The sequence below is a fragment of the Pseudarthrobacter sp. C4D7 genome (assembly GCF_013359725.1).
Taxonomy (GTDB): Bacteria; Actinomycetota; Actinomycetes; order Actinomycetales; family Micrococcaceae; genus Arthrobacter.
Genome location: NZ_JABFMW010000001.1, coordinates 269,926 through 283,361, shown reverse-complemented (window position 1 = coordinate 283,361; position 13,436 = coordinate 269,926). Strand labels below are relative to the sequence as shown.

17 protein-coding genes are annotated in these 13,436 nt (G+C 58.6%); 15 read left to right on the top strand and 2 right to left on the bottom strand.

Annotated features, from left to right (window positions below):
* Positions 1-66 precede the first annotated feature (66 nt).
* The gene (locus HNO81_RS01415; RefSeq protein ID WP_175316343.1) at positions 67-1,785 is read left to right on the top strand and encodes a glycosyltransferase family 39 protein; all 1,719 of its coding nucleotides are present in this window, start codon (positions 67-69) and stop codon (positions 1,783-1,785) included.
* A 102-nt stretch (positions 1,786-1,887) separates the two neighbouring features.
* On the opposite strand, the gene rpsI is transcribed toward HNO81_RS01415, so the two are convergent.
* Positions 1,888-2,391 carry a 30S ribosomal protein S9 gene (gene rpsI / locus HNO81_RS01410; RefSeq protein WP_175316342.1) on the bottom strand — a complete coding sequence of 168 codons (504 nt, stop codon included), beginning with the start codon at positions 2,389-2,391 and terminating at the stop codon, positions 1,888-1,890.
* 38 nt (positions 2,392-2,429) lie between these two features.
* Entirely contained in the window at positions 2,430-2,873 is a 444-nt protein-coding gene (gene rplM / locus HNO81_RS01405) for a 50S ribosomal protein L13 (protein ID WP_015937805.1), read from the bottom strand.
* A gap of 294 nt (positions 2,874-3,167) precedes the next feature.
* On the opposite strand from rplM, the gene HNO81_RS01400 reads away from it, so the two are divergent.
* The 14 genes from HNO81_RS01400 (at position 3,168) to HNO81_RS01335 (ending at position 13,427) form a co-directional block, all read left to right on the top strand.
* On the top strand, positions 3,168-3,833 hold the full coding sequence (locus HNO81_RS01400) for a prepilin peptidase (RefSeq protein WP_371818136.1): 666 nt from the start codon (positions 3,168-3,170) through the stop codon (positions 3,831-3,833).
* 279 nt (positions 3,834-4,112) lie between these two features.
* Positions 4,113-4,313: a Flp family type IVb pilin gene (locus tag HNO81_RS01395; RefSeq protein ID WP_175316341.1), complete on the top strand. Its 201-nt coding sequence runs from the start codon at positions 4,113-4,115 to the stop codon at positions 4,311-4,313.
* A gap of 28 nt (positions 4,314-4,341) precedes the next feature.
* Positions 4,342-4,542: a Flp family type IVb pilin gene (locus tag HNO81_RS01390; RefSeq protein WP_175316340.1), complete on the top strand. Its 201-nt coding sequence runs from the start codon at positions 4,342-4,344 to the stop codon at positions 4,540-4,542.
* Between the two features lie 81 nt (positions 4,543-4,623).
* Positions 4,624-5,022, top strand: coding sequence for a TadE/TadG family type IV pilus assembly protein (locus HNO81_RS01385; RefSeq protein WP_254703244.1), 399 nt, complete (start codon positions 4,624-4,626; stop codon positions 5,020-5,022).
* The gene (locus tag HNO81_RS01380) at positions 5,010-5,978 is read left to right on the top strand and encodes a TadE/TadG family type IV pilus assembly protein (protein WP_175316338.1); all 969 of its coding nucleotides are present in this window, start codon (positions 5,010-5,012) and stop codon (positions 5,976-5,978) included. The genes HNO81_RS01385 and HNO81_RS01380 overlap by 13 nt, the downstream gene beginning before the upstream one ends.
* Before the next feature lie 18 nt (positions 5,979-5,996).
* The gene (locus HNO81_RS01375; protein ID WP_175316337.1) at positions 5,997-6,767 is read left to right on the top strand and encodes a Flp pilus assembly protein CpaB; all 771 of its coding nucleotides are present in this window, start codon (positions 5,997-5,999) and stop codon (positions 6,765-6,767) included.
* Entirely contained in the window at positions 6,764-7,963 is a 1,200-nt protein-coding gene (locus HNO81_RS01370) for an AAA family ATPase (protein ID WP_175316336.1), read from the top strand. Before HNO81_RS01375 ends, HNO81_RS01370 begins: the two co-directional genes overlap by 4 nt.
* Positions 7,960-9,405, top strand: a complete 1,446-nt coding sequence (locus HNO81_RS01365; RefSeq protein ID WP_370871470.1) for a CpaF family protein — start codon at positions 7,960-7,962, stop codon at positions 9,403-9,405. The genes HNO81_RS01370 and HNO81_RS01365 overlap by 4 nt, the downstream gene beginning before the upstream one ends.
* Positions 9,406-10,359: a type II secretion system F family protein gene (locus tag HNO81_RS01360; RefSeq protein WP_175316335.1), complete on the top strand. Its 954-nt coding sequence runs from the start codon at positions 9,406-9,408 to the stop codon at positions 10,357-10,359. It abuts the gene before it with no gap.
* 9 nt (positions 10,360-10,368) lie between these two features.
* Entirely contained in the window at positions 10,369-11,241 is an 873-nt protein-coding gene (locus HNO81_RS01355; RefSeq protein ID WP_175316334.1) for a type II secretion system F family protein, read from the top strand.
* An 8-nt stretch (positions 11,242-11,249) separates the two neighbouring features.
* On the top strand, positions 11,250-11,462 hold the full coding sequence (locus tag HNO81_RS01350; protein WP_175316333.1) for a Flp family type IVb pilin: 213 nt from the start codon (positions 11,250-11,252) through the stop codon (positions 11,460-11,462).
* A gap of 262 nt (positions 11,463-11,724) precedes the next feature.
* On the top strand, positions 11,725-11,928 hold the full coding sequence (locus HNO81_RS01345) for a Flp family type IVb pilin (RefSeq protein ID WP_175316332.1): 204 nt from the start codon (positions 11,725-11,727) through the stop codon (positions 11,926-11,928).
* 87 nt (positions 11,929-12,015) lie between these two features.
* On the top strand, positions 12,016-12,390 hold the full coding sequence (locus HNO81_RS01340; RefSeq protein ID WP_175316331.1) for a TadE/TadG family type IV pilus assembly protein: 375 nt from the start codon (positions 12,016-12,018) through the stop codon (positions 12,388-12,390).
* Positions 12,378-13,427: a TadE/TadG family type IV pilus assembly protein gene (locus tag HNO81_RS01335; RefSeq protein ID WP_307362580.1), complete on the top strand. Its 1,050-nt coding sequence runs from the start codon at positions 12,378-12,380 to the stop codon at positions 13,425-13,427. Before HNO81_RS01340 ends, HNO81_RS01335 begins: the two co-directional genes overlap by 13 nt.
* The last annotated feature ends 9 nt before the right edge of the window (positions 13,428-13,436 follow it).

Here is a 13,436-nt window from a genome sequence, read left to right as displayed (position 1 = left end):
TTCACCAACATCGGCATAAATGGGTGGGCCAACTCTTTTTATTCAGCAGCAGTCCAATCCGGGACAATGAATTGGAAAGCATTTTTCTTTGGCTCGTCCGATTGGGGAAACGCAATCACGGTGGACAAACCCCCTCTTAGCTTATGGATAATGGGGGCATCGGCCAGATTGTTTGGATTATCGCCCACAAGCATACTGATCCCCCAAGCAGTCATGGGAGTTACAACAACGCTTTTGATCTACGTGATTGTCCGCCGTAACTTTTCGGCTGTTACCGCTTTAGTGGCAGCAACGACATTCTTCACGACCCCAATCATCACCCTTCTCTCCCGATACAACAATCCTGACCCTTTGATGTTGCTGCTTATGGTCGCGGCGACCTATTTTGTGATACGGGCGGTAGAATCCGGAAACTGTATACCTTTTGCGTTTGCAGGCGCCCTGCTGGGGCTTGCCTTCATGACTAAGCAGCTCCAGGCACTCCTTAATGTGCCCGCACTCGGGGTAGCCTTCATGGTTTCGGCCACTTGTGTATGGACAAAGAAACTTCGAGCCTACACGTGTGGGGCCGTCTCCCTGGTGCTTCTTGGTGGGTTGTGGACAGCAGCAGTTGAACTGATACCGCCCAACAGCAGACCATTTGTCGGGGGTTCGACTAATAACAGTGCAGTTGAACTCACACTCGCTTATAACGGCCTAGGTCGACTCTTTCCGACGCAGAAGGACCCAACCGTTGGTTTGATTCCGGAGGCTTTCAAATCTGCGGAAAGCGACGCTGGTTTTCTGCGGTTGCTCAACGGCAACTTTTCACAGGAGATAGGCTGGCTGCTCGTCGTCGGATTGTTCTCGTGCGTATGGCTGCTGCTCGCATGGCGGGGTGTGGCCAACACTCCGGCACGTCGGGCTACCGCTGTTATCTCTCTGGTCTGGTTCCTGACCGCTTACATCATGCTGTCGTTCATGGGAGATGGCATTCACACGTATTACACTGCGACATTGGCCCCTCCCATGGCACTCATGATTGGCATGGGCCTCGAGTCAATCTTGGCTATGAAGTCTAGGACACTCGGCCGGATCCTAGCCTCATGTAGCGTACTAATTGGGTCCCTGGTGGAGTGGGCACTCCTGAGTGGAGTCGAAGGCTGGCATGCTGCTTTCATCAGTGCGTCACTGGTCTTGGGCCTTGTGGGTGCCGCGCTCCTGGCAATCAGGCCGCCCGCAAAGTGGATAAACGTCGTCGCGTGTGCCTGTGCGGCTGGCGGTTTAATAGCCGGTCCCGTAGCAACGTCTGTGTACACGACGTCAGTGGCTCACCAAGGTTCAAACCCAGTTTCGGGCCCACTCACCAAAAGCAGCACCTCGATTAGTCGATTCCTGGCAAATGTAGAAGCTAAGGGAGCAGGGTGGTCCTACGATCTGGGTTTCGGGTTTGATCCATCACCGGCATTGACTGCGCTAACTCGTGATACTTCTTCATGCGATTGGGGAGCGGCTACGTACCCGTCACAATCAGCAGCGAAGCTTCAGCTGGCTAGCTCCAAGGCGGTGCTACCGCTTGGCGGTTTCAACGGCACAGACCCTGCACCGACACTGGAGCAATTTCAATTGCTCGTCCAAGAGGGAAGGATATGCCTACTCGTCTGGCACCAGGACCATTTGGACCTTCCCGGCCGGAGCTCTGACCTTCTCGAAATATCTCGCTGGGTCAAATCCAGGTTTTCATCCACCCTAATAGACGGTGCGACCGTCTACGACCTGAAGGCGCAGCAGAAGGCATACAGATGAAGGCTGGAGGACGGTAATGCCCGCCTCTCAAATTGTTCATGTAACCAGTAACGCAAGAAGCCCGCCCCGCCAATGGCGAGACGGGCTTCTGTGCAAGCGGATTTAGCGCTTGGAGTACTGCTGAGCCTTACGGGCCTTCTTGAGACCGGCCTTCTTACGCTCGATGACACGGGCGTCGCGGGACAGGTAACCGGCCTTCTTCAGGGTCGGGCGGTTGTTCTCGACGTCGATCTCGTTCAGCGACCGGGCGATGCCGAGGCGCAGGGCACCGGCCTGGCCGGAGATGCCGCCGCCGTGGATGCGGGCGATGACGTCGTAGGCGCCTTCGAGATCGAGGATCTTGAAAGGCTCGTTGACGTCCTGCTGGTGCAGCTTGTTCGGGAAGTAGTTCGCCAGCTCGCGGCCGTTGATGGTCCACTTGCCGGAGCCGGGCACCACGCGGACGCGTGCAACGGCTTCCTTGCGGCGGCCAACAGCTGCGCCGGCAACGGTCAGGGCCGGGCGTTCCTTCTTGGGAGCAGCTTCAGCAGCGGAGCTCTCAGAGGTGTAGCTGGTCAGGTTTTCCTCGGCTTCGACAGCCTCGGTGGTCTCTTCGTTCTGAGCCACGGTTCTCCTTGTATAGATAAGTTGTTTGGTGGCCAGGACTACTGGGCGACCTGGGTGATTTCGAAAGTCTTGGGCTGCTGGGCAGCGTGCGGGTGCTCAGCACCGCGGTACACCTTCAGCTTGCCGAGCTGCTGGGCAGCGAGGGAGTTCTTGGGGAGCATGCCCTTGATGGCCTTCTCAACGGCGCGCACCGGGTTGGATTCCAACAGTTCCGCGTAGTTGACGGAGGTCAGGCCGCCCGGGTAGCCGGAGTGGCGGTATGCCCGCTTCTGCTCCAGCTTGGCGCCGGTCAGGGCTACCTTTTCAGCGTTGATGATGATGACAAAGTCGCCCATGTCCATGTGGGATGCGAAAGTGGCCTTGTGCTTGCCGCGCAGCAGGATTGCGGTCTGGCTTGCAAGACGACCAAGGACAACGTCGGTGGCGTCAATGACGTGCCACTGGCGGTTGATATCGCCGGGCTTCGGGGTGTACGTACGCACGGTGTTTGCCTCGTTCTTGTTCTGGCGTTCTTGTTTAGGTGTCGCTAGCTCGCGCACCTACTGTCTGCGCGCTACCGGAACAGAGGTGAGGGCTCCATGTAACCAGTCATCCTGAAGTTCCGAATGTGCACGTTGAGTAGTTATCCTGCAACCGGATCCTCAAGCGGGCACGCACCATCGGAATAGGACACGCACAACGACTACCAAGATTAGCGCGTCAGGTGGTTCGGGGTCAAAATGAGGTAGCCGGAGGCCGCTGGGGCCACGCCGGCCCAATCAACGCAGGGGGATGCAGTGCTGTCAGCGGCGAATGGGGATCCCACCAGCACACTGCTAGTCGTTGGCGCCGGGATTCTGGGAGGCATCCTCTCCCCCATCGCCGAACTCCTGATTGCGAAGCTTCTTCCGAGGCTCGGCGAGACGCCGGGACTGCAGGCAAGAATTACGACGGCGACGCTCACCGGCATCGCATGTGCGGCCTTTGCCGCGCATTTCGGCAACGCATTGAGCCTTCCAGCCTTCCTTTTACTTTCCGTATTGGGCACCCAGCTGGCACGGATAGACATGGCGCTCCATTTGCTGCCAAATCCCCTCGTGTTAATACTGCTGGCCGGCGGTCTTTCACTGCTTTTATTGCCGGGACTATTTGGTAAGCAATCTGACGATCTGCTCCGCGCATCCCTGGGAGCGGTTATTTTGTTCGCTGCCTACCTGATTTTGGGACTCGTTTCCCCCGGCGGCATCGGGATGGGCGACGTGAAGCTCGCCGCGCCTGTCGGCCTTTACCTGGGGTACCTAGGTTGGAGCCAACTGCTCTACGGCGGCCTCATTGGCTTCGTCTTGAATGGCATCGTCACAGTGCTTGTGCTCAGTCGAAAAGGCCGGAATAAGGCCACCGAAGTACCCCACGGCCCCTCGATGCTCGGAGCCGTCGCCGCAGTCACGTTCTTCATCGGCTAGCAAACCCAGCCGATTATCCGGCCGCACCCCGGCCGCTTCATCAACAACAGCAAGTAGCCAGCCTGATACATATGAACGGCGACTGAGTACTCGACCCCGTATTCGAGTACGTACTTTTGGTGTCTGCCCCAAAAGTCGAGTACCACTACGCATTGTTGCCCCATACCCCCCAGTGACAATCTCTTCTTAGCGAAGTCCAGCCGCTAAATATTTATGGGGGCAGCTGGAAATTCGTTGGAATAAAAAAGAACCCATTTCACCGAATTAAAGGAAAATACAATGACTTCTCTTATGGTCTCAATGACTGCGTTCATCGCCGGCGTCAAGGATCGATTCTCTTCGGAAAAGGGTGCAACAGCTACCGAGTACTCGCTTCTTGTAGGGCTCATCGCACTGGTGATCGTCGCCGGCGTCACGCTCTTCGGTACCAACCTTCAGACCTTCTTCAGCAGCCTTGCTACGAAGGTTGGCGGCTGGTAACAGCCCCAAATTGAAGGGAACAAAAGCGATGCGCAATCTCAATGCATACGTCCGACAAGTGATAACCGCGTTTCGCGCTGTTCTCACCACGGAGAAGGGCGCGACGGCAACCGAATATTCGCTTTTGGTTGGCCTCATTGCTCTCGTCATCGTCGCTGGGGTAACGCTCTTTGGAACGAACCTTCAGACCTTCTTCAGCAGTCTCGCGACCACGGTCGGCGGTTGGTAGTTCGAGATGCACCCGGTGTGCCGCGCTCATCAGCGCGGCACACCACATCATTTTCACGCTGCAACCGTCCAGGGGGACCCTTTGAAACGCAGCCACAGGACTCCAGATAACGGTGAGCGGGGTGCCGTTGCAGTCGAATTCGCGCTCGTCGCCCCGATTCTAATTGCACTGATTATCGCCATTGTCGAGTTCTCGAACGCATACAACATCCAGGTGTCTGTCACGCAGGCATCTCGCGAGGCGGCACGAACCATGGCGATCACCCACGATGCCGCGAAGGCAACTGCGGCCGGAAAGACAGGCGCACCCTCCATAAACACCGCCCTGCTGAGTTTCGATTATTCGGCAGCTATGTGCCCGGCGGTGACTCCAACGCCAACTGCGTCCGTAACCGTTACGTACTCCGGTACTTCCCTCACAGGCTTTTTCGGGTCCTCATTGGTTCTTCAAGGCAAAGGAGCCATGCAATGCGGTGGCTAACCAGAATCCAGGATGATCCAGGATCCCGTGAAAGCGGTGTGGCCGGCGTCATGGTGGCCGTCATGATGCTGGTCCTCATCGGTGCCGGCGCCATGGCTGTTGACGTCGGACAGATCTACGCGGAGCGCGCACAACTGCAGAACGGCGCGGACGCCGGTGCACTTGCCGTGGCCAAGAGCTGCTCTCCGGGACCGTGTGTGGCCACACTCGCTGGCCCTCTTGCGAACGCAAACTCCAACGACGGTGCCAGCGACGCGGCAGTGGACCTGAGTGTCGCCGGGCAGGTCACGGTGACGACATCCACACGGAACGGCTCCAACAGTTTCTTGGCAAAAATGTTTGCAAGCGCGCTGAACTCAGGACCGGTCACAGTAGGTGCTACCTCAACGGCTGCCTGGGGGTCGCCAGGGTCGGGCCCTGCTACGTTGCCTATCACGTTCGCTCCATGCCAGTTCGATGTCGATGGATCGGTTCACACGATCCTGACTCACGGCAGTGAAACCTGTACGAGTGACAGCCCTTCGGGTGCGGTAATACCTGGCGGATTTGAATGGTTAATGCCGGACCCGGGCAAGTGCCAAGCCACCGTATATCCGGACGACCCAACAACGGCTGGCGTTACGGACCCATATGCCAAGACGAATACCGGATTGAGCATCCCATCGGACTGTAAACCACTCATTCCCACCTATTTGAACAAGGTGGTTCTGTTTCCGGTCTTCACGCCTGCCAGTGGCACTGGCGCGGGTGGCAAGTACTACATCAAGGGCTATGCCGCGTTCCTTCTCCTCGGATACAGCTTCCCCGGAGCTGAGGGCGGCGATTTGACAGGCCTTGGTGGTAGCAATCGCGGCGTCCGAGGCAAGTTCGTCGAATGGGTAGCCGACCCGACGCTTTACGGTGGCGGCGGCTATGACGGTGGCGGGGTCGATCTGCCGCCACATCTGGTCAAGTAAAAATCTAAGGGGAAAGTAATGAAAGCACGCCTACTGGGAGGCATCGCCGCGCTGGTTGTTGCAGTCATTGGCACGGTCCTTCTTTTCAACTACGTCCAAGGCGCGGACCGACGCGCATTGGCGAACACGGAAACAGAAGACGTATTAGTTGTAAAACAGAACATCCCTGCCGGAACGCCGGCTAGTCAACTCGCCCAATACGTGACTACCAAAGCCGTGCCACGTACTGCCGTCGCAGCCGATGGGGTCCACGATCTGGGCTCGTTGGGATCAACGGTCACGTCAGTAGCATTGGTGCCCGGCGAGCAGCTCCTCAGCAGCCGCCTTGTGGATGCAAATGCCTACCTCGGGCCCTCCCGAGTGGCAGTTCCTGCCGGGCTCCAGGAGATCACTCTTCGCTTGGGGATTGAGCGGGTGGTCGGCGGCAAGATCCAAGCCGGCGACACAGTAGGCGTCTTTATCTCCATGGCCGACTCCGCGGGCGGTGGAAACGGAACCCAACTGACGTTCCACAAGGTTCTGGTCACGGCTGTTCAGTTTAGCTCAGGGGCCGCGGCGCAGACGCAGGCGCAATCAACTCAAGGCAGCTCTTCGAGTGCCCTCAACGCCGCCAGCGAGAACAAGCCGGCAACCAGCGACTCTTACCTGATTACATTTGCCAGAGACGCCGTTGATACCGAAAAGCTGGTCTACGCCGCTGAGTTTGGAAAGGTCTACCTCTCGAAAGAGCCGGCCGACGCCACCGAAGGCACCCAAGGTGTCGTCAACCAGACAAAGGTATTCAAATGAGCCGCTTCATTCTGATCTCGCCGTCCACCGACTACGAACGAAAAGTCCGGGCGTCTGTAGCACCCCTCAGTGGCTCATTGCAGTTCTTTCAAGCCGCCTATCTCCCCGAATCCCCTGACGATATCCTTCGGCAACAAGCGGGCGAACCTCCTGAGGTACTGATTCTCGGACCTGGCCTTCCGCAGGACGAAGCTCTCAAGTTCGCAGCGGTAATGGACCTCCAGTACCCGGAAATTAGCATCGTTCTGGCCGCGGAAGACGACGGCGAGCTTGCTTTGAACGCCATGCGTTCCGGTATTCGCGACCTCATCCCGCCGGCAGCAGATATGGACCAGGTCCGGGCATTGGTGGAACGGGCCAGCCTTGCCGCCGCCGGACGTCGGCGTGGTTTGGCTCCTAACACTGCTGAGCGTCCAGCCGCTGAAGGGGGGCGGGTCATCGCTGTCATGTCTCCCAAAGGCGGCGTCGGCAAGACGACGGTGGCAAGCAACCTTGCGATCGGCTTGGGACAGGTCTCACCAATGAGCGTGGTGGTCGTCGATCTGGATCTCCAGTTTGGCGACATTGCAAGCGGGCTGATGCTTGAACCTGAATTCACGATCACAGAGGCTGTTGTTGGCGCCGCTAGCCAGGACGCAATGGTGCTCAAGACATATTTGTCGCTGCACCCCAGCAACATTTACGTCCTCTGTGCGCCCCGCAATCCCATCGATATGGACCGTATAACCGGGGAAAATATCAGCCACCTGCTGCGCCAGCTGCGAGCCGAGTTCCAATATGTGGTGGTCGACACCGCACCCGGTCTGGGCGAGCACGTGCTCGCCACGCTTGAGCAAGCCACGGACGCCGTCTGGGTGTGCGGCATGGATGTGCCCAGCATTCGTGGATTGCGAACCGGCTTCCAGATCTTGTCCGAGCTCGACCTGCTACCCGATAACCGGCACGTTGTCCTCAACATGGCTGATCGGCGAACAGGTCTTACGGTCCAGGACGTGGAGGCCACCATCGGCGCTCCCGTTGATGTAGTTCTTCCCAAATCCCGTGCGGTGCCGTTCTCAACAAACAAGGGAGTCCCCCTGCTTCAGGACGGGAGCCGGGACGGAGCAGCCAAGGGGCTGCGGAAGTTGGTCGAGCGTTTCAAACCTAACTGGGAAGCGCCGCGGAAGAAGGTCCACAGAAGGGCGGTAGTGCAGTGAGTCTCTCTAACCGTTTTGCGAAGATGCGTGGCGAGTCCGATCCCGTTGCACCCGCAATCTCCCCACATGCCGCCTCGACTCTGGGCGCTATCCAGCAGGCCCAGGCAGCAGAGCAAGCCCAAATCCCCGTGACAGTTGAAGTTACCGGTGGGACTGCGAGTGAGGCACTCACAGGGCTCAAGGAACGTGCCAGCCAGGCACTCTACGAGAGGCTTGGCTCCCGAATTACAGACTCATCCCTTGAGGAGGCCGAACTCCATCAGTTCGTGAAGGACGAGCTGAAGGCCGTGGTTGATGAGGAACAGGTCCCTCTGTCACAGGGTGAGCGGCAACGACTGACACGGGAGATCATCGACGATGTCCTGGGACATGGGCCGCTGCAGCGGTACCTCGATGACCCGTCAGTCACAGAGATCATGGTCAACAGGGCAGACCAGATCTACGTGGAGCGCAACGGCCACCTGTTTCTCACTGACACTAAGTTCAGCAACGAGGAGGCGCTGCGTAGAGTAATCGAACGGATCGTCACCCGGATAGGTCGACGGATCGACGAATCCTCCCCCCTCGTGGATGCGCGCCTGGCTGATGGATCGCGCGTAAACGCCATCATCCCTCCGTTGGCCGTCAACGGTGCCTCTCTGACAATCCGAAAGTTCGGGCGGGAGGCGCTGACGGTACAGAAACTGATCAGCTTTGGAAGCCTGTCTCCCGAAATGGCCGAACTGCTCCAGGCTTGTGTCCTGGCCCGAATGAACATCATCGTTTCCGGCGGTACGGGCACGGGAAAAACGACGATGCTGAATGTCCTTTCGTCATTCATCCCTGCCACAGACCGCATTGTCACCATTGAGGATGCCGTCGAACTGCAGCTCCAACAAGACCACGTGGTCAGGTTGGAGAGCCGGCCAGCGAATATTGAGGGCAAAGGTGAAGTCTCCATACGTGACCTGGTTCGCAACTCCCTCCGGATGAGGCCTGACCGCATCGTTGTCGGCGAGGTCCGTGGGGGCGAATCGCTAGATATGCTCCAGGCGATGAACACCGGTCACGACGGCTCGATATCAACGGTCCACGCAAACTCACCTCGTGACGCCGTGGCCCGACTGGAGACCCTCGTCCTTATGGCAGGGATGGACCTCCCACTCAGGGCAATCCGCGAGCAAATTGCATCCGCGGTCAACCTGATTGTCCATATCTCCCGGCTCCGCGACGGAACCCGGAGGGTGACACACATAACTGAAGTCCAGGGGATGGAGGGCGACATCGTCACGCTTCAGGACGCTTTCGTCTTCGACTACTCCGCCGGCATTGACGCGAACGGAAGGTTCCTTGGGAAGCCCGTTCCGACGGGGGTTCGTCCGCGGTTTACGGACAGGTTCGAAGAACTGGGAATCAGGATTTCTCCCTCCGTATTCGGAGCCCAAGGGCCGAGGAGCCGGTAGATGGAAACTCCAGAAGCCCCGATCATGATCCTGGTGGCGGGGGTGTTAATGATCTTCACATCGATCATCGTCACTTTCGTAGTCGTTCTGAAACCCGGAAATACAATCCCGCTCTCACGCCGCCGCCCTGATGTGCCCGCAAGCGCTTCCAGGCTTACCGTGCTGACCGACACCGCCGTTGGCGCCATCAACAAGCGACTTAAGGGAAAGAACAACTTCCTGATTACTCGCGAGAAGCTGGAACGGGCCGGGCTGAAGGCCCAGCCCGCGGACTTTCTGCTCATGATGGGCGCAGGAGCGCTGGCAGGTAGCGTATTCGGTTTCCTCCTTGGGGGACTCTTCTTCGCGATCGTTCTGCTTGCAGTTGTTCCCGCCGGGATGCTCGCCTATCTTTCGGTCCTTATCGCCAGGCGCAAGAGTAAGTTCGACGAGCAACTGCCCGACACCCTGCAAATGCTTACGGGAAGCATGCGAGCCGGTCATTCCCTCTTGCGGGCTATCGACGCGTCAGCACGTGAAAGTGACGCGCCAATGTCGGAAGAACTGAGCAGGATCGTCAATGAAACCAGGATCGGCCGCGACTTGGGGGAATCAATGACAGAAGTGTCTATCCGCACGGGAAGCGAAGACTTCAGCTGGATCTCCCAGGCCATCGAGATCCACCGGGAGGTGGGCGGAGATTTGGCGGAAGTACTTGATCATGTCGGCGAAACTATCCGCGACCGCAACCAGATTCGCCGTCAGGTGAAGGCGCTAAGTGCCGAAGGAAAGATGTCAGCTGCTGTTCTCATGGGACTGCCGGTGGTTTTGTTCTTCGCACTGATCTTGATCAACGGTCAATATGCGAAAACGTTCACGACTACAGTTCCCGGGTTCCTGATGCTAGGCGCTGCGGCCGTAATGCTCACTGCCGGCGGCTTTTGGCTTAGCCGGCTGATTAAGCCGAAGTACTAGGAGCGCGACATGTCACCCACTGCTCTCGGAGCCATATTCGCCATCATTCTGCCCATAACCTATCTTGTGTGGTCAGTTACAGCCACAGATAGAGTTGCCCTTCGCAACATTCAGGCGAACCTAGGACAACGAGCCAGGAACGCTGCTCCGCAAAGCTTGACCCTCGAATGCAGCGCCGCTGCTCGCAAGGTCACGCCAGTTCGCTATGTCGCTTGGCTGGACAAGCAGCTCGCTGCCCTGGGACGACCCAAGGAGTGGCCCCTTGAGCGACTATTGGTGGTGAAACCGCTGCTCGCTCTCGGTGCCGGACTTATGGCGCTGTTTTATTTTCTCGCTTCGCCAGAGCCAGCACGTTTCGCGATTCTCATTGCCGCTCTTGCATTTGGCTATTTTGCACCGGACCTCTTAATCCGCAGTAATGCTGAGAAGCGGCGGGACAAAATCCGACAGGAACTGCCGAACACTCTGGACCAGATGTTGATCTCTGTCCAAGCGGGTCTCGGATTTGAAGCCGCTATGGCCCGCACAGCGCAAAACGGAGGCGGCCCCTTAGCTGATGAGATGATGCGAACTCTGCAAGACATGCAGGTCGGCCGCTCCCGCAAGGAAGCCTATCTGGCCATGTCCGACCGTGTTGACGTTCCCGACCTACGCTCATTCATCCGGGCCATTGTTCAAGCGGATGCATACGGAATCGCGATCGCCAAGGTACTGAAAGTCCAAGCCCACGAAATGCGGATGAAGCGCCGCCAGCGTGCCGAGGAACACGCCATGAAGATTCCGGTGAAGATTCTCTTCCCGCTGATCTTCTTTATCTTCCCGACCCTCTTCATCATCTTGCTGGGGCCGGCAGTCATGAACATCATCGCTGCGTTCTCCTAGGAGGAACCATGACGCAACTAGTACAGGCCTTGTGGCTGATCCGAAGTTTTACGCAACGCCTAAGGGCTGAGGAAGACGGCGCAACCGCCACGGAATATGGAATCACGGTCGGTTTTATTGCCATTGTGATCGTGGCCGGAGTGGGCCTGTTCGGGCTATCGCTCAACGGTTTCTTCGACCACCTCACCACCGGGCTCAAGGCCGCGCTCGGCCTCCCCTAGGGGACGCCCGCCCATCGCACTTTGCGGCGCTCCAAGAACCGGACCCCCTCGGCACCCAGAACCGAGGGGGTCCTTTTGCGTGCCAAGGTCCGGTAGCCCACCGCTGACGCAGGAAAAACCCACCAAAAGCGCAGGAAAAAGGCCCTGCGTAAAGGCTTTGCGCAGGATGTTGCAAGATCGGGTCAACACCGGATCAAGCGTTGCTAACTTCGATCCAGTGCTGGTGCAGGGCCAGCCAATCCGTCTCGCACAGGAGTCTCAGATGCTTTCTCTCTACACCAACATCATGATCCGTCTTCGCAGCGAAAAGGGCGCAACCGCCGTTGAATACGGCATCATGGTCGCCCTCATCGCAGTCGTCATCATCGTCGCGGTCAGCACGCTCGGCGGCCAGCTCGGCACCCTCTTCAGCGGTGTTACCAAGGACATTGCGCACCCCACCTCCACCGCCATCCCCTCCCCGTAGCACCCCCCGCCAACCGTTCCGGACCCCATATTGGAACGGCGGCACTCTGCCCGGCGGAAACAAGCAAAATAAGAGGAGGTGCAGCAGGTGAAACGTGATTCGGAGCGCGGCGCGGCCGCCGTCGAATTCGCGATCCTGCTGCCCCTCCTCTTGATGCTTGTGCTGGGAACTATCGAATTCGGCCGGGCGTACAACGCCCAGATCACCCTGACCAACGCAGCCCGCGACGGGGTGCGGGTCATGGCGATCAACAACGATCCCACCGCCGCCAAGAAAGCAGCGCAAAACGCGGCCGCATCCGTCAGCAGCACCATTCCCGTCTCAGACATCACGCTCAGCAGCACCACCTGCAGCACGGGGAACCAGATAACGCTGACCATCAAGTACACGCTCTCAACCATCACCGGCATCGCCGGCCCGTTCCCGATGACAGGCAAAGGGGTAATGCTGTGCGGCGGCTGAGTAGGAACAACCGCGCCACTGAGCACGGCGAGCGCGGCGCCATCAGCGTCATCGTTGCCATCCTCCTGGTGACCCTCCTCGGCTTCGTGGCCATCGCAGTCGACGTCGGGGTGATCTATTCCGAGCGTGCGCAGCTGCAGAACGGTGCGGACGCTTCCGCAATCGCCGTCGCACAAAAGTGCGCGCGCAATGCAGCAGACCCGCTGTGTTCGACGACGTCCACGCTCGCCGGCAGCCTGGCGAACCAAAACGCGCTGGACGGCATGAGCAACGTCAACAACATCCAGTTAGACACAACGGCCAGGACTGTTTCGGTCACCACCACATCCAGGGAAAAGGGAGCTCCGGACAATTCGGTCTCCCTCTTCTTTGCCGGAGTGCTGGGCATCCCATCCAAAGAGGTTGGTGCGAAGGCGTCGGCTGTTTGGGGCAGCCCCAAAGCCGGACGCACTGCTTTCCCGCTTGCCTTTTCCATCTGCCAGGTCAAGGGCTATGTCGACGGCGGCCTGCAGCTTCTCCAGGACCATGGCCAGAATGCCAATGCCTCGTGCAATTATGGGCCCTCAGGAGCGGCGGTGTCCGGCGGCTACGGATGGCTTGTCCAGGATGCCGGAAAATGCGGCGGCACCATCGACCTGGCAGTGAGCGAGGGCGGCAGCGACCCGGGCAACAACGCGCCTGGCAACTGCGATGCCACGCTTAACGGCTGGGGTGCAGACATCGCAGCCGGCAAGAAGGTCATCGTGCTGCTTCCCGTCTTCAACAAAATCACCGGCACTGGATCGGGAGCGATCTACAGCCTGGTCTCCTTTGCAGCCTTCGACGTCACCGGCTGGAAGTTCAGCGGCGGCACAGGCCTGCCCTATGAATTCCAAAGCACCAAGTCCACAGCTACAGGGGTTACCACGGCTACCCAATGTACCGGAAACTGCCGCGGCATCATCGGCAAGTTCGTCACCTACGTTTCCCTCGCGGACGGCTACACCCTGGGCCCCGTCAGCCCTTACGGTGCAACCATCGTCCGCCCGACCCTCTAGCGCTATCCC